Origin of the sequence: Streptomyces sp. NPDC052721, from assembly GCF_040678315.1 — a bacterium.
Taxonomy (GTDB): domain Bacteria; phylum Actinomycetota; class Actinomycetes; order Streptomycetales; family Streptomycetaceae; genus Streptomyces.
Window position 1 is genome coordinate 50289 of record NZ_JBFATL010000012.1, and the last position, 18601, is coordinate 68889.

The 18601-nt window shown below is 74.0% G+C and carries 16 protein-coding genes; 9 read left to right on the plus strand and 7 right to left on the minus strand.

Going from position 1 to position 18601, the window contains the following annotated elements:
* Window positions 1-18 precede the first annotated feature (18 nt).
* A complete protein-coding gene (locus AB0L21_RS14355) occupies window positions 19-2400 on the plus strand; it encodes a SpoIIE family protein phosphatase (protein WP_365784191.1) in 2382 nt (793 codons plus the stop codon).
* A 15-nt stretch (window positions 2401-2415) separates the two neighbouring features.
* On the opposite strand, the gene AB0L21_RS14360 is transcribed toward AB0L21_RS14355, so the two are convergent.
* A complete protein-coding gene (locus tag AB0L21_RS14360; protein WP_365708495.1) occupies window positions 2416-2964 on the minus strand; it encodes an RNA polymerase sigma factor in 549 nt (182 codons plus the stop codon).
* A 47-nt stretch (window positions 2965-3011) separates the two neighbouring features.
* Here AB0L21_RS14360 and AB0L21_RS14365 point away from each other — a divergent pair, with 47 nt between their 5' ends.
* The 5 genes from AB0L21_RS14365 (at window position 3012) to AB0L21_RS14385 (ending at window position 8566) form a co-directional block, all read left to right on the plus strand.
* Window positions 3012-4403 carry a serine/threonine-protein kinase gene (locus AB0L21_RS14365; protein ID WP_365784192.1) on the plus strand — a complete coding sequence of 464 codons (1392 nt, stop codon included), beginning with the start codon at window positions 3012-3014 and terminating at the stop codon, window positions 4401-4403.
* Window positions 4404-4565: 162 nt separating this feature from the next.
* Complete coding sequence (locus AB0L21_RS14370) at window positions 4566-5246, plus strand: DUF4232 domain-containing protein (protein WP_365784194.1); 681 nt, start codon at window positions 4566-4568, stop codon at window positions 5244-5246.
* A gap of 244 nt (window positions 5247-5490) precedes the next feature.
* The gene (locus tag AB0L21_RS14375; RefSeq protein ID WP_365784196.1) at window positions 5491-6732 is read left to right on the plus strand and encodes a hypothetical protein; all 1242 of its coding nucleotides are present in this window, start codon (window positions 5491-5493) and stop codon (window positions 6730-6732) included.
* A gap of 64 nt (window positions 6733-6796) precedes the next feature.
* Window positions 6797-8050, plus strand: a complete 1254-nt coding sequence (locus tag AB0L21_RS14380; RefSeq protein WP_365784341.1) for an arsenic transporter — start codon at window positions 6797-6799, stop codon at window positions 8048-8050.
* Window positions 8051-8077: 27 nt separating this feature from the next.
* A complete protein-coding gene (locus AB0L21_RS14385; RefSeq protein WP_365708479.1) occupies window positions 8078-8566 on the plus strand; it encodes a universal stress protein in 489 nt (162 codons plus the stop codon).
* Between the two features lie 65 nt (window positions 8567-8631).
* On the opposite strand, the gene AB0L21_RS14390 is transcribed toward AB0L21_RS14385, so the two are convergent.
* Together AB0L21_RS14390 and AB0L21_RS14395 are read right to left on the minus strand one after the other, a co-directional pair.
* Window positions 8632-10641 (minus strand): RICIN domain-containing protein, encoded by a 2010-nt coding sequence (locus AB0L21_RS14390; protein ID WP_365784198.1) that lies wholly within the window; start codon window positions 10639-10641, stop codon window positions 8632-8634.
* Window positions 10642-10838: 197 nt separating this feature from the next.
* The gene (locus tag AB0L21_RS14395) at window positions 10839-11741 is read right to left on the minus strand and encodes an AraC family transcriptional regulator (protein ID WP_365784200.1); all 903 of its coding nucleotides are present in this window, start codon (window positions 11739-11741) and stop codon (window positions 10839-10841) included.
* 63 nt (window positions 11742-11804) lie between these two features.
* On the opposite strand from AB0L21_RS14395, the gene AB0L21_RS14400 reads away from it, so the two are divergent.
* Window positions 11805-12626, plus strand: coding sequence for a phytanoyl-CoA dioxygenase family protein (locus tag AB0L21_RS14400; protein WP_365784202.1), 822 nt, complete (start codon window positions 11805-11807; stop codon window positions 12624-12626).
* A gap of 4 nt (window positions 12627-12630) precedes the next feature.
* Here the strand turns inward: AB0L21_RS14400 and AB0L21_RS14405 are convergent, their stop codons facing one another.
* Complete coding sequence (locus tag AB0L21_RS14405; protein ID WP_365708471.1) at window positions 12631-13599, minus strand: aldo/keto reductase; 969 nt, start codon at window positions 13597-13599, stop codon at window positions 12631-12633.
* A gap of 140 nt (window positions 13600-13739) precedes the next feature.
* On the opposite strand from AB0L21_RS14405, the gene AB0L21_RS14410 reads away from it, so the two are divergent.
* On the plus strand, window positions 13740-14603 hold the full coding sequence (locus AB0L21_RS14410) for an endo alpha-1,4 polygalactosaminidase (RefSeq protein WP_365708469.1): 864 nt from the start codon (window positions 13740-13742) through the stop codon (window positions 14601-14603).
* 55 nt (window positions 14604-14658) lie between these two features.
* On the opposite strand, the gene AB0L21_RS14415 is transcribed toward AB0L21_RS14410, so the two are convergent.
* Both AB0L21_RS14415 and AB0L21_RS14420 read right to left on the minus strand, forming a co-directional pair.
* Window positions 14659-14859 (minus strand): ferredoxin, encoded by a 201-nt coding sequence (locus AB0L21_RS14415; protein ID WP_014676634.1) that lies wholly within the window; start codon window positions 14857-14859, stop codon window positions 14659-14661.
* 12 nt (window positions 14860-14871) lie between these two features.
* Window positions 14872-16101, minus strand: coding sequence for a cytochrome P450 (locus tag AB0L21_RS14420; protein WP_365784204.1), 1230 nt, complete (start codon window positions 16099-16101; stop codon window positions 14872-14874).
* A gap of 754 nt (window positions 16102-16855) precedes the next feature.
* Here AB0L21_RS14420 and AB0L21_RS14425 point away from each other — a divergent pair.
* Window positions 16856-17305 (plus strand): nitroreductase family deazaflavin-dependent oxidoreductase, encoded by a 450-nt coding sequence (locus AB0L21_RS14425; RefSeq protein WP_365784206.1) that lies wholly within the window; start codon window positions 16856-16858, stop codon window positions 17303-17305.
* A gap of 102 nt (window positions 17306-17407) precedes the next feature.
* On the opposite strand, the gene AB0L21_RS14430 is transcribed toward AB0L21_RS14425, so the two are convergent.
* Window positions 17408-18586 (minus strand): cation diffusion facilitator family transporter, encoded by a 1179-nt coding sequence (locus tag AB0L21_RS14430; protein ID WP_365784208.1) that lies wholly within the window; start codon window positions 18584-18586, stop codon window positions 17408-17410.
* Window positions 18587-18601: the final 15 nt, after the last annotated feature.

The following is an 18601-nucleotide window of genomic DNA, read 5'->3' on the forward strand; positions in this document are numbered from 1 at the left end:
CGCTTGGGAGCGGCGACGATGAGCCGGGTCTATCCGTTCGACGATGCGGCTACGGCCCGGGCTGTCATCGGCCACGACGGAACGCTGGTGGAGTGGAACGAGGGCGCCCGCCGCCTGCTCGGCCACCCGGCCGACGCCGTCCTGGGCCGCCCCGCCGCCGAGTTGCTGGCCGACGCCGGCACCCCGTGGCCCCCGGCGGGCCCCCGCTGGGCGGGGACGGTCGGATTGCGCCACCGGGACGGCCGGACCGTCCCCGTGTGGCTGCTCGCCCACCGCCGCCCGCCGCACGACGAGCACCCGGGTGACTGGCTCGTGGTCACCCCGCTCACCGGCACCGATCCGCCCGCCGGGGACGACCCGCTCACCGAGGCGGGCCTGCTCCAGTCGCCGTGCCCGGTCGCCGTGTACGACGACCGGCTGCGGCTGCGCCGGATGAACGAGGCGATGGCCGGCGTCGTCGGGCTGCCCGAGGAGCGGGTACGGGGGCTCCGGCTCGCGGAGATCGGCGGCAGACCGCAGAGCGAGGAGCTGGAGGAGAGCATGCTCCGGGTGCTGACCTCGGGCCGGCCCCTGGACGTGCAGACCTTCATGCGCACCGGCGGCGAGGACCGGGCGCACGCCTGGCTCGCCAGCATGGCGCCGGTCCGGGACCCGGCCGGCCAGGTCCGGGGCGTGTGCCTGGCCGCGCACGACATCAGCGACAACCACCGCGCCCGGCAGCGGCTGCAACTGCTCAACGAGGCCGGCGTGCGCATCGGGACCACGCTCGACGTCGCCCGTACCGCGCAGGAGCTGGCCGACGTGTGCGTGCCCGCGCTCGCCGACTTCGTCACCATCGACCTGCTGGACCCGCAGGAGTACGGCGGTGAGCCCCCGGCCCGCATCACCGCGCCCGTGCGGCTGCGCCGCGCCGCCCACCAGTCGGTGCTGCCGGGCCTGCCGGAGGCGGTCATCCAGCCCGGGACGGCGGAGGAGTACCCGGCCCTCTCCCCGCAGGCCGACGCGCTGACCGCCGGCCGCACGATCACCGCCACCGTGTCCGCCGGTGACATGGACCCGTGGCTGGCCTGGCATCCGGAGCGCGGCGAGCGGGTGCGGCGGTTCGGCATCCACTCCTCGATGTCGGTACCGATCCAGGCACGCGGACTCACCCTCGGGGTCGCGGTGCTCACCCGGCACCGCCGCCCGGATCCCTTCACCGCGGACGACGTCCTGCTGGCCGAGGAGATCACCGCGCGCGCCGCCGTCTGCATCGACAACGCCCGCCGTTACTCGCGCGAGCGGGAGACGGCGCTCGCGCTCCAGCGCAGCCTGCTGCCCCGCTCACTGCCGCGCACGGCCGCGCTGGAGGCCTCCTCCCGCTATCTGCCGGCGGCGCGCGCCGGCGTGGGCGGGGACTGGTTCGATGTGATCCCGCTGTCCGGGATGCGGGTCGCGATGGTCGTCGGGGACGTCGTCGGGCACGGCATCCAGGCCTCGGCCACCATGGGCCGGCTGCGCACCGCCGTGCGCACCCTCGCCGACATCGACCTGGCCCCGGACGAGCTGCTCACGCACCTGGACGACCTGGTGCTGCGGCTGTCGGAGGACGCCGGCGCCGAGGGCAGCCCGGGCGAGGTCGGCGCGACCTGCCTGTACGCCGTCTACGACCCGGTGTCCCGCCGCTGCGCGCTGGCCCGCGCCGGGCATCCGCCGCCCGTGCTGCTGCGGCCGGGCGGCCGGCCTCAGCTGCTCGACCTGCCCGCCGGTCCCCCGCTGGGCCTCGGCGGGCTGCCGTTCGAGTCCACCGAGGTGGACCTGCCCGAGGGCACCGTCCTCGCCCTGTACACGGACGGCCTGGTGCAGTCCCGGGAGCGGGACGTGGAAGCCAGCCGTGAGCTGTTGTACCGGGCGCTGGGGCAGGACACGGACTCCCTGGAGGAGGCGTGCGACGGCGTCCTGCACGCCCTGCTCCCGGGCGGGGCCGCACCGGACGACGTGGCTCTGCTGCTGGCCCGCACCCGGGGCCTGCCCGCCTCGCAGGTGGCGACCTGGGACATCCCCGCCGACCCGGCGCTGGTCGCGCCGATCCGCAAGCAGGTCGTGGACCAGCTGGACGCCTGGTCGCTGAGCGAGGCGACGTTCACGGCGGAGCTGGTGGTCAGCGAGCTGGTCACCAACGCCATCCGGTACGGGGCGCGGCCGATCCGGCTCCGGCTGATCCATGACGCGACCACGTTGATCTGCGAGGTCTCCGACACGAGCCACACCGCCCCGCATCTGCGCCGGGCGAAGACCTTCGACGAGGGCGGCCGGGGTCTGCTGCTGGTCGCCCAGCTCACCCAGCGCTGGGGCAGCCGGCACACCCCGGAGGGCAAGACGATCTGGGCGGAGCTGCCGCTGTACGAGGAGGACCAGTAGGCCCGGGGCCGCGCCTCAGGAGGCGGCCAGCCAGGGCCGTACCTGCTTGCGGGCCTCGTGGAGGCGGGACTTGAGGGTGCCGAGCGGGATGCCCGCGCGCTCGGCGGCCTCGGCGTAGTCCAGCTGGCAGATGTCCCGGTAGACCAGCGGCGCCACCAGATGCGGATGCTCGCGCTCCAGCCGGTCCAGGGCCTCCAGCAGATCCACCCGGGAGCCGGCGATGACGCTGGTGGTGCGCGGGTCGACGGCGTGCGCCGGCTCGATGGCCGCGGGCTGTTCGGCGGCCCGCCGCTTCAGTTCGCGGTACTTCTGCCGGCAGCAGTTGGCGACGACGGTGTAGAGCCAGGTGCCGAAGCGGCTGCGGCCCTGGAAGCCGCTGATGTGCCGGGCGACCTGGAGCAGCACGTCCTGGGCGGCCTCCTCGGCGTCCTCCCGGCAGGGCAGGAAGCGTGCGCAGCGGCGCACGACCTCGGGCCGGATCTCGGTCAGCAGCCGGTCCAGGGCCCCGCTGTCGCCGGCGGCGGCGCGCCGGGCGAGGTCTTCCGTCGGCGCCTGGTCCTGCACGGACGGGCCCCCCTTCAAGTCGATCACAGGCCAGGCATGATAGTCGTATGCACCCCCTGGAGCGGATCGGCCGCCACCGCCTCGAACGGCCGCTGGGCAGCGGCGCCTTCGCCACGGTGTGGCTCGCGCACGACCCCGAGCTCCAGGCCCCGGTGGCGGTGAAGGTCCTCGCCGAGAACTGGGCGCACCGGCTCGACATCAGGGAGCGCTTCCTGTCCGAGGCGCGGCTGCTGCGCCGGGCCGGGTCCAGCCGGGTGGTGCAGGTCTACGACATCGGGGAACTCCCGGACGGACGGCCGTACTTCGTGATGGAGTACGCCGCCGGCGGAACCCTCGCCGATCTGCCGGCGGACGGCCCGTTGCCGGTGCGGGAGGCGCTCGCGCTGACGGCCGAGGCCGCGCGCAGCGCCGCCGCGCTGCACGAGGCGGGCATAGTCCACCGCGACATCAAGCCGACCAACGTGCTGCTGCACACCGCCCCGGACGGCACCCGGCGGGTGCTGCTGGCCGACCTGGGGCTGGCCAAGAGCCTCGCGCAGGCGTCGGTACTGACCCTGGCGGCCGGTTCGGCGGGCTACCAGCCGCCGGAGCAGGCCGAGCCCGGCGCGGGCATCGACGAGCGGGCGGACGTCTACAGCCTGGGCGCGGTCGGCTACGAACTGCTCACCGGGACCGTGCCGGGCCCGCCGGGGAAGGTGACACCGCCCCGGCGGCTGCGGCCGGAACTCGGCGCGGACGTGGAACGGGCGCTGCTGCGCGCGCTGGAGCCGGACCGGGCGCGGCGCTGGCCCGGCGCCCTCGCGTTCGCCCACGAGCTGGACCGGCTGGCCGCCGGTCCGTCGGTGCGGCCCGCGCGGCGCCTGGACGGGCTGCGCGGCCGGCTGAACACCGTGACGCTGGCCGCCGCCGCGGTCCTCGCCGCCACCGCCGCCGCGGTCACGGTGACCGTGGCGCTGCACCGGGACGGCAGCACGGACGACGGGGTGCGGGTCGCGGACGCCACCGGGCGGGTGACCCTCCGGGTGCCCGCCGGCTGGGGCCGCGAGCTGCGCGACTCCGGCTGGGACCCGCACGCGCTCGGGCTGACGCCGGGCCACGAACCGGGTCTCGTGGTGGCCGACGACCTGTCCCGCTGGTCCGATCTCAAGGCCGCCGTGGACGGGGTGTTCGTCGGGGTCGGCGAGAGCGGCGACGTCACCGCGAAGGTGAGGACACTGGCGCACCCCGGCTGCCGCTACGCGGGCGCCCACCGCTTCACGGACGCCGACTGGCACGGGCTGGTCCGGGCCTGGAGCGGCTGCCCGGACGGCGGCTCGGTCACCGAGTCCGCGCTGGTCCCGGCGGGCGGGGCGGCGCGGCCGCAGGTCTATGTGCAGGTGCGCGAGAGGGGCGACGGCGACGCGACCGACGGTGTACTCCGTTCGCTGACGGTGGCCTGAACGGCGCCTGCCGAGGGCCGGGGCGGGGAAAAGAACCCGACAGAACCCGGCGCGTCCCGAACTTTTCCGGCGGTCCGTGCATCGGACGGAGATGACGGCGCACCCGGCGCCGTAGGCACGCGTTCCCGTCGCGTGCCGTGACTTCCAGGAGTGTTGAGCGACATGGTGTACACCCCCCGGTCCGCGCGGCACGGGGCCCTGCTCGTGGGCACGGTCGCCGTGCTGGGCCTGCTGACCGCCTGCGGCAACGGCACGAGCGGGCACAGCGACGCCCCCGCCACCGTCTCCGGTACGGCCGCCCCCGCCACGGGCGGCACGACGAGCCCGGCGCCGTCCGCCACCGGCACCGGCACATCGTCCGCGCCCCGGGCGACCGCGTCGTCGGGCGGCGCCACGGCCACGACGACCCCGGCCGCGGCGAGCACCCGCTGCCACACCTCCGAGCTGCGCGCCTCCGTGGGCCGCAACGACCCGGGCGCCGGCCAGGAGAACTTCCCCGTGGTCCTCACCAACGCCTCCGCCCGGACCTGCACCCTGCACGGTTATCCGGGCGCGGCCTTCGTGGGCGCCTCCGGCGGCCAACTGGGTCCGGACCCGAAGCGGTCCCCGGGCACCCCGGTGACCGTCAGGCTCAAGCCCGGGCAGAGCGCCTGGGCGGGGCTGACCTTCTCCAACCCCCAGGTCAGCGGGGCGAAGACGGCCACGCCGGCCGCGCTGCTGGTGACCCCGCCGGACGAGCGGGACCAGTTGAAGGTGCCCTGGAAGGGCGGGCCGGTGCCGGTCTCCGGCAACTCCTCGACCGTCCGTCTGACGGTGTTCAGCCCCGGCACCGGGCCCTCCTGACCCGGCACCGGGCCCTCCTGACCCGGCGCCCCCTCCGCGCGGACCCCGCTGTCACCCCCGAGGCAGCGGGGTTCGTCATGCCGGCGCCGGGGGAGCCCCGTTCGTCATGCCCGCGCCACAACTGTCACAGGACGGCAACAGCCGCCGCGGGCCGCGATCTTTTCCCGGCCTCCGGTCATCGAACCCGGTCGACCGTACGGCGAAGTGGCCCTCCAGGGGCCGTGACCAGGGAATCGGGGAGAAGATGAGCGGGATCTCACGCAGGCGGGTGCTGACGGCCGGGGCGGCGGCGGGCGCTCTCGGGACAGTGGCCGCCTGCTCCTCCGGCACCGGCCTCAGGACCGGCGGGCCGAACCCGGCGGACGGGAACGGCACCGCGCAGGCCCGGCCGGTGAAGCCGATCGGCGACGGCTCCACCGCCGACACCGGCGCCCAGCCGCACCAGCCGAAGCCGGACCGGCTGCGACCGGGCCGGCGGCCCCCGCAGTTCGTGGTGTTCTCGTGGGACGGCGCGGGGGAGCTGAGCAACAAGCTGTTCTCCCGGTTCCGCAAGGTGGCCGCCGACCACGGCGCCAAGATGACGTTCTTCCTCAGCGGCATCTACACCCTGCCCGAGTCCAAGAAGCACCTGTACCGGCCGCCGCAGCACCCGGTCGGCGCCTCCGCGATCGGCTACCTCGCCGACCGGCACATCCACGCCACGCTCCAGCAGGTGCGCGCGGCCTGGCTGGAGGGCCATGAGATCGGCACCCACTTCAACGGGCACTTCTGCGGCGCGACCGGCGTGCGCAACTGGTCCCCGGCCGAGTGGCGCAGCGAGATCGAGCAGGCGATGGACTTCGTGACGCGGTGGAAGACCAACACCGGCTTCACCGACCTCGACCCGCTCCCCTTCGACTACCGCAAGGAGCTGATCGGCGGCCGTACCCCCTGTCTGGAGGGCCAGGCCAATCTGCTGCCCACCGCCGCCGCGCTCGGCTGGAAGTACGACGCCAGCTCCCCCGGCGGCCTGCAGGTGTGGCCGGGCAAGGTGCGGGGCGGCAGACTCTGGGACTTCCCGCTGCAGTCCATACCGTTCGCCGGGCACTCCTTCCAGGTCCTCTCGATGGACTACAACATGATGTTCAACCAGTCCGGGGGCAACCCGCTCGGCGACCGCGCGCAGTACGGCACCTGGCGCGTCCAGGCCCGCGACACCTACCTGGCCGGTTTCCGGCGGGCCTACGAGACCAACCGCGCGCCCCTCTTCATCGGCAACCACTTCGAACGCTGGAACGGCGGCATCTACATGGACGCCGTCGAGGAGGCCATCGGGGAGATGGCCTCCTACGACGACGTGCGTTTCGTGTCCTTCAAGCAGCTGGTGGCCTGGCTGGAGGCGCAGGACCCGGCGGTGCTGCGCAAGCTGCGCACGCTCGTGCCCGGACAGTCCCCGGCGGGCGGCTGGGCGGAGTTCCTGGGCGCGGCGGGCGCCGGGTCGTCGTAACCCGTTCAGGATCGTCTGTTTTCATGGGCGGGCACCCGAATGACCGCCCCTGGAAGGACCCGCCCTGAACACCCCGCTCGCCGAGGCGCTGTCCGCCGTTCTGCTGGTCGCCGTGCTGGCCTGGGCCGTCGTACGGCCCTTCGGATGGCCGGAGGCGGTCATGGCCGTACCCGCCGCCGGGATCGCCGTCGCGACCGGCGCTATCTCGCTCGACCACGCGCGGGCGGAGGCGGAGCGGCTCGGCCCGGTGGTCGGATTCCTGGCGGCGGTGCTGGTGCTCGCCCACTTCTGTGACGTGGAGGGGCTGTTCCAGGCGTGCGGGGCGTGGACGGCGCGGTGGGCGGCGGGCCGTCCGGTACGGCTGCTGACGGCGGTGTTCGCGCTGGCGTCGGTCATCACCGCCGTCCTCAGCCTGGACGCGACGATCGTGCTGCTCACCCCGGTGGTCTTCGCCACGGCCGCGCGGACGGGCGTACGGCCCAAACCGCACGTCTACGCCTGTACACACCTGTCGAACACGGCGTCGCTGCTGCTGCCCGTGTCCAACCTGACGAATCTGCTGGCGTTCGCGGCGAGCGGGCTGAGCTTCACCCGGTTCGCGGCGCTGATGGCGCTGCCGTGGCTGGCCGCGATCGGCGTCGAGTACCTGGTGTTCCGGCGGTTCTTCGCCCGGGACCTGGCGGCGGCGGCCCCGGCGGGCCGGGACACCGGTGAGGCTCCCGAGCTGCCGCTGTTCGCGCTGGTGACCGTGGGCTGCACGCTGGCCGGCTTCGTGGTGGCGTCGGCGTTCGGCGTGGAGCCCGCGTGGGTGGCCGCGGCGGGCGCGCTGGTGCTGGCCGGGCGTGCCCTGGTCCGCCGCAAGGCGGGCCCGCTGACCGTCGTACGGGCGGCGGCCCCGGCCTTCCTCGCGTTCGTGCTGGCGCTGGGTGTCGTGGTGCGGGCGGTGGTCGACAACGGGCTCGCGGACGTGCTCGGGCGGGTGATGCCGGGCGGCACCGGGCTGCCCGCGCTGCTCGGGATCGCCGCGCTGGCCGCCGTGCTCGCCAACCTGATCAACAACCTGCCCGCGGTCCTGGTGCTGCTGCCGCTGGCGGCACCCACCGGTCCGGGGGCCGTCCTGGCCGTGCTGCTCGGCGTGAACATCGGCCCGAACCTCACCTATGCGGGGTCGCTGGCCACGCTGCTGTGGCGGCGGATCGTCCACCAGCACGAGCACGACGTGGACCTCCGGGAGTTCACCCGGCTCGGACTGCTCGCCGTGCCCTCCTCCCTCGCCGTCGCGGTGGTGGCACTGTGGGGATCGCTGCGCATCATGTGACCGGTAGTGAGCGGAGGAGGCCGAGGAATGCGCGTGATCGCCTGGCTGGTGGAAGGGACCTGGCCCGCCTGCGTGGACGCGGTGCGCGTCCACGCACCGGACGACGCCGAGGTGGTGCTGCTCCACGTGAGCGGACCGGACGTGCCGGCGGTGGCGCACGGGGCCTTCGCCGGGCTGCTCGGGCGGCGGGGCCAGGACCCGGGTGACCGCCTCGAAGCGCTCGGCGGCACGTCGGCGACCGCTCTGCTCGACGCGGCGGCCGAACGGCTGGGCCGGCCCTGCCTGCGCGAGGAGCGGTCGGGCCGGGTCGAGCGGGAGGTCGTGGCCGCCGCCGAGGATGCCGGGCTGCTGGTGCTGGCGCGGGACGGGGACCGGTCCCGGCTCGGACCGAAGAGCCTCGGCCCGGCCGTCCGCTTCGCCGTCGACCACGCACCCTGCCCGGTCCTGCTGGTGTGGCCGGAACCGGCCCCGCGTCTGGACACGATCCCGCCGCCTCCGCCGCATCACCACCCCTGACTGCTCGGGCTACGCCGGGCACGGGGCGAGGGTGACGGTCGGCGAGGGTGCGGGGCCGCCCTTCGTCACGGTCGTGGGGCCGGCGCGGGGGTGCTGTCGCCGTCCCAGTCGACGTTCTCCATCCGCAGGTCAGGGTGGGCGGTGTCGAGGGACCAGCGCTGGGCGGTGCCCGCGGCGCGGGTCTTGAGCACGAGGGCGCCGGAGCCGTCGGTGGCGGCCGGGGTGAGGGCCAGCTCCTGGTCGGAGCGCGGTACCAGGGTGCCCTGGAGGGTGAAGTCGTAGTGGAGGTCGCGGGCGGCCTTGCCGGTGGCCGTGCAGGGGGCGAGGCGCACGGAGTAGCCGAGGTGGGAGTCCAGGCACAGATCGGGGGCGGCGGCGCTGCGCAGCAGACCGTCGGTCTCGTACGTCCACTGCTGGGTCGGGGCGGCGGAGCAGTCGTCGAGTTCCGTCTCGGCGCCCTGGGCGGCCTTGTCGCCGACGACACCGACGCACAGGCCGGAGGCGAGGTTGCGCAGCCGGCCGTGCAGGGCGCCGCCCTGGCCCGGGGCGTTCCGTCCGGCCCAGGAAGGGCGCGGGGAGGCCGCGTCCCCGCCCGGAGTACGGGAGGGTGCGCCGGCGGCGCCGGACGCCGGGCCGTCGTCTGAGCCGAGAGCCGACCACAGCGCCAGCGGCAGGACGACCAGACCGCTGACGGTGACGACGGCCAGCGCGAGGTTCCGGCGCCGGGCCCGCCGGGCGGCGCGTTGGGCGGAACGGCGGGAGGCGGGTCCGGGTCCGGCGCCTTCCGCGCCCGAGGCGATGACGGGGTTCGCACGCGTGCGGCGCCGGGCGCTCCGCGCACCCGGCACGGCGGATCCGGCCCGCTCGGTGCCCTCGGCAACGGCGGAAGAGACTCCACCTCGGCGCCGGCCGACGGTGCGGCGCGCGCCCCCCGCGCCCGAACCGACGCGCGCAGCGCCCTCGGTGCCCTCGGCCACACCGGAGGAGGCTTCCCCCCGGCCCCGGACACGCCACACACCACGCCCACCCGACCAGCGCGCGCTCCCCACGCCCGACACCCCGGAGCCGACGTCATCCGTACCCTCGGCGACGGTGGACTGTGTTCTCCGGCGGCGGGTGGACGACGTGCCGTGGCGGGGCGATCGACCGGGGGCGGACCCGTCGTCCTGCACTGCGGATTCAGCGGGGGCGAAAGCCTCCCCGGCCCGGGGGATGACAGCATCCCGGCCCACGGGAGCGACGGTGGCGGCGGCCGGCGCGGGCGCGGTGGGCTTGTCCGTGTCCGCCGCCCGGGACTCCAGGTAGCCGGAGGCGCCCCAGCCGAGGACCGCCTCGGCGAGTGCGAGGGACAGGCCGCCGTTGAAGCAGGCGAGTTGGTCGGCGGTGCGGGCGCAGTGGGAGCAACCGGTCAGGTGCTGCCGCAGGTCGGGGTCGATGTCGGTGGCGCCGCGCCGGAAGGTCACGTCGAGCATGCGCAGATACCGCTGGCAGTCGTCCTCGGGGGCGAGTTCGCGGTGCGCCTGGAGGCATTCCTCGCGCAGCCGCTCACGGGCCCGGCGCAGTTCGACGCGGGCGTCCTCCTCGTCCAGGCCGAGCAGCGCGGCGGGCACGGCCAGGGGTTCGGCCTCGACCTCGGTGTGCCACAGCAGGGCGCGGGAGGTCTCGGGGACCCGCTGGAACGCACGGGACAGCAGCCGCCGGCCGGGCGGTGGCAGCAGCCGGGCCGAGGCCCGCTCGCCGGTGCCGTCCCCGGAGCGCAGGGCGGGGTGGAGGAGTTCCTGGCGGCCGTCGGTGTCCCACTCGGCCGCGATCCGGCGGACGGCGACCAGGACATGGGGCCGCCAGGCCGCGGTCGGGCCGGATTGCCGGAGGGACGCGCCGAAGAGCCGGGTGAAGGCGGCGGTGGTGAGCATGCCGGCGGCGCGCGGTCCGTCGGTGCACAGGCGGGCGTAGGCGAAGGCCGCCGCCCAGTGCCGGTCGAGGAGTTCGCCGACGGGATGCAGGGCGGGCGACGCTCCCGTCCACTTCTTCAGTTCGGCGCTCAGCTGCTCGTCCGACAGGCCTGCCTCGGTCACGGCCGAATTCCTCCAGAGCGCACTACCGGAATTAGTCCATACCAATCGGTACGGCGAGGTCATGGCAGCTCGACGTCCACCTGAGGCGGCACTTTTACACAGTCGGTGACGTCGGAACAAGCGATCTTCCGATTCTCGGGATTTCCCGCCCAGGATTTCTTTATTGACGTTTCGTCAAGGGCCGTCATTTCCTCCCTTTACCGTCGTCCGCCCGCCCGATAGGCGCCGGGCGGTACCCCGTACCGCGCGCGGAACACCCGGCTGAAGTGAAAGGGGCTCGGAAATCCGGAGGCCGCCGCCACCCGTTCCACCGTCAGGTCGGTGACCTCCAGCAGCCGGGCCGCGTGCCGCAGCCGGGCCTCGCGCACGGCCCGCATCGGGGACCGGCCGGTCCGCAGCGTGAACAGGTGCGCGAACCGGGACGGGGACAGCGCCACCCCGGCGGCGAGCGAGTGGACGGTGTGCGGGGCGCCGGGGTCGGCGGCGATCAGCTCCTCGGCACGGCGTACCCGGGCGTCGGCACCCGCGTCGGCCGCCGGAGCGCGGGCGGCACCGGCGACGGCGAGCAGGACGACCTCCTCCAGCGCGCACAGCGCCAGTTCGCGCGCCAGGCTGCCGTGCGCCACGGCCACCGGTTCCGGTCCGTGCGGTGAACCCTCGACCGGCGCCCGGGAGTCGGTGAGCATCCGGTCGAACGCGGCCTCGATCCGGGCGAGTTGGGCGTCCGGTACGGAAGGTACGGCGTACAGGCCGTCGGCCACGGCGTGCGGACCGAGCCAGTGCGTCCAGGCCGGCCGGGCCTGGCAGTGCGCCCACCAGAACCGCCACCGCCCGGCGCCGGGTGCGACGGTGTAGCGGTGACCGACACCGGCGGCGAGCACCACGAGGTCACCGGCGCCGGCCCGGGCGCGGGCGGTGCCCTGCCGCAGCAGTCCGCGCCCGCCCGTGGTGAAGGTGAACAGCCAACTCGCCGAACCTCGCGGACGGTTGACGCCGTAGCCCGGTCCCTGGTCGTAGCGGCCGGTCACCACGAGGCCGGGCGGCGGGGACGGGTCACCGGCGGCAGCCGTCCCGGGCAGACCCTCAGCACGCACAGGCATCCCTCCCGTCGGACGCGCCCGCCTAGCGTGGGACCGGTTCCCAGCGGACGCGAGGAGCGGATCATGACAGCAGCGGACCCTGGTGCCACCGGCACCCCCATCCTGCCCGAGCAGCTGCGGCACTCTTTCGAGGAGGACGGATTCGTCGTCGTACCCGGCCTGTTCGGCCGCGACGAGATCGCACGGCTGTGCGCGGAGTTCGCGGCGCTGCACGCGGCCGGGCCGGTGCCGGGCCACTTCGCGCCGGAACCGGACCACCCCGACCCCCTGCGCCGCCACCCACGGGTGATGCAGCCCCACGACATCAGCCCGGTGGCCCGGCAGTTCCTGCTGGACGCACGGCTGCGCGCGGTGCTGGAGGCGCTGTTCGAGGAGGAGGTGCTGGCCGCACAGAGCATGTTCTACTTCAAGCCGCCCGGTGCGCGCGGACAGGCGCTGCACCAGGACAACTTCTATCTCAGGGTCGAGCCGGGCACATGTGTGGCCGCGTGGGTGGCGTGCGAGCCGGTCGACCGGGACAACGGCGGTCTCGACGTCGTCCCGGGAACCCACCGGATGGACCTGTTCTGCCCCGAAGTGGCCGACGCCGGGCTGTCGTTCGCCCGTGAGTACGTCCCGCCGCCGCCCGGTCTGACGCCGGTGCCGGTGGATCTGGCGCCGGGTGACGTGCTGTTCTTCAACGGCAGCCTGGTGCACGGCTCGGGGCCCAACCGCAGCGCCGACCGCTTCCGGCGCACCTTCATCGGCCACTACGTGGGCCGCTCGGCCGAGCGCATCGGCGCCTACTACCGGACGCTGACGATGTCGGGGGCGCGGCTGCCGCTGCCGGAGAGCGAGGGCGGGGGTCCGTGCGGCACGGAGTTCGCGCCGCACGGACCGCACTGACCGGTCAGTGGCCGCTGATCGCGCGGGGCGAGTACGGCTGCTCCAGTTCCTCGATCTCCTTCTCGCTGAGCTTCAGTTCGACGGCGGCCACCGCGTCCTCGATGTGGTGCGGCTTGGCGGCGCCGACGATCGGTGCCGCCACGGTGTCCTGGTGCAGCAGCCAGGCGAGGGCCACCTGGGCGCGCGGCACGCCCCGCTCGCCGGCGATCCGGGTGACGGCCTCGACGATCGCGTGGTCGCTCTCCAGATAGAGCCTGCTGCCGAAGTCGTCGTTCGCGCTGCGCCCGGTCACCGCGCCCCAGTCACGGGTGAGCCGGCCGCGGGCGAGCGGGCTCCACGGCAGCACGCCGACGCCCTGGTCCGCGCACAGGGGCAGCATCTCCCGCTCCTCCTCGCGGTAGAGCAGGTTGTAGTGGTTCTGCATGGACACGAACTTCGTCCAGCCGTGCCGCTCGGCGGTGTACTGCGCCTTGGAGAACTCCCACGCGTACATCGAACTCGCCCCGATGTAGCGGACCTTGCCCGCCTTCACCAGGTCGTGCAGCGCCTCCATCGTCTCCTCGACGGGGGTCGCGTGGTCGTAGCGGTGGATCTGGTACAGGTCGACGTAGTCGGTGCCGAGGCGGCGCAGGCTGTGGTCGATCTCGCTCATGATGGCCTTGCGGGACAGGCCGGCCCCGTTGGGACCCGGCCGCATCCGGCCGTTCACCTTGGTGGCGAGCACGATCTCGTCGCGGTGGGCGAAGTCCCGCAGGGCCTTGCCGACGATCTCCTCGCTGGTGCCGTCCGAGTAGACGTTCGCGGTGTCGAAGAAGTTGATGCCCGCCTCCAGCGCCTGCCGGATCAGCGGGCGGGACGCCTCCTCGTCCAGGGTCCATTCGTGCGTGCCACGGTCAGGCAGTCCGTAGGTCATGCAGCCCAGACAGATCCGCGAGACGTCCAGGCCCGTGGAACCGAGCTTCACGTACTGCATCGTTGCTGCTCCTGCCTTCGGGACGATGGTCACGGCCGAGCCTACGACGTGAGGCGGGGCCGGCTTGACGTCCGGAGCGCACGGGCGATGTGATCCTGACACGGACCCGCGCCGCCCGGCGCGGGCAGGACGGAGAAGACGTGCCCCCGACGGGTGTTCACCGCGCCAGGGGGCCGCGCACGGCCCTGGGCGCCCTGGCAGCGGCCCTGATCGTCGCGGTGACGGCACTGTCCGGCTGCGCGTCCGGCGAGCGGGAGAAGGAGGGCTCTGCCCAGCGCGGCACGCTGCGGCTGCCCCCACGGCACGCCGGGTTCGACTACCAGATCGGCGGCGCCTATCCCCCGCCCGCAGGCGTGCGGATCGTCAGCCGCGACCGGTCGGACTCCCCCGCGCCGGGCCTGTACAACATCTGCTACGTCAACGCGTTCCAGGTCCAGCCTGCCGAGCGCTCCTCCTGGCCGGCCGATCTGCTGCTGCGCGACGCGCGGGGCCGGGTCGTCATCGACGAGGACTGGAACGAGCCGCTGCTCGACATCGGCACCCCCGCCAAGCGGGAGCGGGTGGCGCGGCGGGTCGACCACTGGATCGACGGCTGCGCGGACAGGGGCTTCGACGCCGTGGAGCCCGACAACTACGACAGCTACACCCGCTCGCACCGGCTGCTCACCGCGTCCGACGCGACGGCGTTCATGCGCCTGCTGTCCCGGCACGCGCACACCCGGCGGCTGGCCGTCGGGCAGAAGAACACCGCGGAGCTGGCCGGGCGGCGCGAGCGGGCCGGGCTGGACTTCGCGGTGACGGAGGAGTGCGGGCAGTACGACGAGTGCGAGGTGTACGCGAAGGCGTTCGACGACCGGGTGGTGGACATCGAGTACACCGACGCCGGCCTGCGCGCGGCCCGCGCCCGCTGGGGCGACCGGCTGAGCATCGTCCGCCGTGACCGGGACGTGTCCACACCGGGCAGCGCCGGGTACGTCCGCGAGGTGCGCCAGGGCGGTCACTGACCTCGGCTGCCCTCCGGCGGTACGGCGGGCCGGGCGCCGTACCGCCGGACGGCCGTCAGCCGGTGCTGTCCCTCACCGTGATCGCGCTGACCGGGCAGGCGCGGGCCGCCGCCCGGACCATGGGGTCGCCCCCGCCGTCCTCGTGTCCGGGCACGAGCGTGCTGTAGCCGTCGTCGTCCTGGGTGAAGACGCCCGGCGCGGCCAGTGCGCACTGCCCGGCGCCGATACAGACGTCCTTGTCGATGTCGATGTGCATGAGCAGAGCCTCTTACCAGGTCACGGGGAGTTCCAGCATCCCTTGGATCGTGTCGCCGGGTTTGAACGGGATGTCCTTTGCCGGCACGGCCAGCCGCAGCTCCGGCAGCCGGGTGAACAGGCTGCCCAGGGCGACCTCCAGTTCCGCGCGGGCCAGGTTCTGGCCCAGGCACTGGTGGATGCCGAAACCGAAGGCGACGTGGTGGCGGTCGGGACGGTGGAAGTCCAGGGCGTCGGGGTCGTCGTACACGGACGTGTCGCGGTTGATCACCGACGTCCCGAAGAGCACGCCGTCGCCGGCCCGGATCGTGGTGCCGGCGATCTCGATGTCCTCCAGCGCCACCCGCTGCAGCCCCTCGGCGATGGACAGCATCCGCATCAGCTCCTCCACGACGGCGGGCAGCAGCGCGGGGTCGGCGCGCAGCTCGGCCAGCCGGCCGGGGTGCCGGAGCAGGGTGTAGGTGCCGAGGGAGATCATGTTGGCGGTGGTCTCATGACCGGCGACCAGCAGGATGACGGCCAGCGACACGGCGTCGGCCCGGTCCAGCTGCCCCGCGCGGAGCCGGTCGTGGACCAGCTCGTCGAGGATGCCGTCGCCGGGCTCGGCCTCCTTGGCCTTGGCGTCGATCAGTGCGCCGAGGTAGTCCTCCAGCCGGTTGCGGGCCTGCACCGTGTCGGCGGCGGTCGGGCCGCGCAGCAGCCGGCGGGACTGCTCCTCGAAGAACTCGTGGTCGGCGTACGGCACGCCGAGCAGGCCGCAGATCACCATGGACGGCACGGGCAGCGCGAAGGCGGAGACCAGCTCGGCGGGCGGGCCCTGCGCGATCATGGCGTCCAGGAGTTCGTCCACGATCCGCTGGATCCAGGGGCGCAGCGCCACCGCGCGTTTGACGGTGAACGACGGGATCAGCATCCGCCGCTGCCGGTGGTGTTCGGGGTCGTCCACCCCGAGCAGGGCGACCCTGCGGTCGCGGCCGGCCTGGAACCGGGGCGTGGGCACGGGGAAACCGGGGTGGCGGCGCTCGGTGGACAGGCGGGGGTCGGCGAGCAGGGCGCGGGCGGCGAAGTACCCGGTGACCAGCCAGACCTCGCGGCCGTCGTAGAGGGTGACGCGGGACAGGGGGCGCCCGTCGCGCAGCGGGTCGTAGCCGGTGGGCGGGTGGTAGGGGCAGGTGCGGTCCTGGGGGAAGGCGACGGGGTCGGGCGGGGCAGCCGGGCCGGAGATGTCCGTCAGTTCCGTCATGGGAAGACCTCGCAGACGAAGAAGTGCGTCGTGCCGATCTTCATTAGATGCCCCAGGCACCTATGGGTCGACGCCAAGTTCGGCCACTTCGGTGACCTTCGTCATCTGGCCGAAGTACCCGGGGTCCTACGGACGGAAACCGGCCACGGCCGCGTGCGGCTCGCGGGCCGCGGCCGGCCGGGTGCCGCCTCGTCGGGCCTGGTCACGGCGGCCGGGCGCCGTGCTCGCCGGGGGTGAAGGCACGGGCGACGGCGAGTTGTCCTCGTGCCCGTGGTGCCGTACGAGCGGGCCGTCCCGGATGGCGAGGTGCCGGCCGGCCGCGAGAGCGCGGGCGTGGTGGGCGGCCGGCTGCCGGCAGTGGGCGGGGGTGGCGCGGTGCCGGATCCACGGCGTGTCGGCGCGGCCTCCTCCTCGGGCCAGTCCAGGGGCCAGTCCCAGCCCTCCGCGTACAGCTCGGGGATCCGCTCCGGACCGCCCTGGCCGATCCTGCGCAGGAGTTCCCGGACGACGGCGCGGGTCGCGGCGGTGCGGTCGGCGGACACGGGTGGTTCCCTCCCCGGGTGGGCGGTGACCGGGACGCGGAACACTGTGCCGCGCGCGGCACAGGCGGCGCGATGACCTAGGAGGTCATCGCCGCGGACGAAGAGCGATCACTCCATCGGCTCCATCGGCGCGCGGTACGGATGATTCGGGGTGTCACTGCTGTTGTGGCAGTGGCAGGCAGCCGTTTGGACCGACGAAGGGAACGGAATCCATGCCTCTTGAGGGCGAGTACGAGCCCAGCCCGACGCAGTGGGTGCGCGAGCAGGTCGAGTTGTACGAGAGCTCGGGCGGGACGAAGGGGACGACGCTGCTCGACACCGGGCTGCCCGTGATCGTGCTGACCACCCGGGGTGCGAAGAGCGGGAAGATCCGCAAGACGCCGTTGATGCGGGTGGAGCACGGGGGCCGGTACGCGGCGGTCGCCTCCCTCGGCGGCGCGCCCCGGCATCCGGTCTGGTACTTCAACGTGAAGTCCGACCCGCATGTCGAGCTGCAGGACGGCCCGGTGAAGCGGGACATGCGGGCCCGCGAGGTCACCGGGGCCGAGAAGGCCGAGTGGTGGGAGCGGGCGGTGGCCGCGTACCCGGCGTACGCCGACTACCAGAAGAACACGTCCCGGGAGATCCCGGTCTTCGTGCTGGAGCCGCTCGACGAGAGCTGACGGACGTTCTCGACGAGCGCTGATTCGGGTCGGAGACCGCTCCATTTCAGAAAAATCTGTTTCGGGGAGGTGTGAACCGTCCTTTGGACGGGCACTGGTGCGTCAGGCCCCGCCGCGTTCCCCCGTCGCGGCGGGGCTCTCTCGTGCCTCGCCCGCCGGCCGGTCGGTGACGTCGAGGAAGATCTGGTCGGCGTCGGGGAACGTCTGGGCGAGGGACCGCTTGATGCGTACGGCGACCTCCTCGACGCGTTCGCTGTCCAGGCCCGGCACCAGGTCGACCCGGGCGGCGACCAGCATGGAGTCGAGGCCCATCTTCATCGTGAACAGCGCCTCCACGCTGTCGATCTCCGGCTGCGCCCGCAGCAACGCGCGGATCCTGCCGCTCAGCTCCGGGTCGGCGGCCTCCCCGATCAGCTGGGCGCGGGCGTCGCGGCCGAGCCGGTAGGCGACGTAGACCAGGAGCAGGCCGATCGCCAGCGAGGCGGACGCCTCCCAGACGACCTGCCCGGTCACCATGTGCAGCACCATCCCGACCAGGGCGAGGGTCACGCCGAGCACCGCCGTGCCGTCCTCGGCGACCACCGTGCGCAGCGCCGGGTCGCGCAGCGCGCTCAGGCCACCGCCCTGCCGGCGCACCTGGTGCAGGGCCCGCAGCAGCGAGACACCCTCGGCGACCAGGGCCACACCCAGCACGATCAGACCCGCCACATAGCCGCTGAACCTCTCCTCGGCGCCGCTGCCGAGAGCCTGGACGCCCTGGAAGAAGGAGAAGCAGCCGCCCATGACGAAGATGCCCACGGCGGCGAGCAGGGACCAGAAGAAGCGCTCCTTGCCGTAGCCGAAGGGGTGCCGGGTGTCGGCGGGGCGGCGGCTGCGGCGCAGGGCGGCCAGCAGGAAGACCTCGTTGAGGCTGTCGGCGACCGAGTGCGCGGCCTCCGACAGCAGCGCGGGCGAGCCCGCGAGGACACCGCCGACCGCCTTGGCGACGGCGATCACCAGATTGGCGGCGAGCGCCACGAGGACGGTGACCTTGGTGTGCCGGTCGCCCTCGGCACCGGCTCGACCGCCGGGGTCGGCGCCGGCGTGGGTGCGTGCGGATTCCGGTACGCCGTCCTGGTGGTGTGCCGACGGCGCTTCCGGGCGCGACGCAGGGGGGCGTGGCGCTTTCCGGTCCGTGGCGTGGGCCGGTGCCGGTGCGCCGTCCGGGGCGTGTACCGGTCGTGTTCCGTTGTCCTCGGCCGTCCGTGCGGCCGACTCCCGTTCCGAGGATGTCCCGCTCATCTCTCGGCGCTTGCC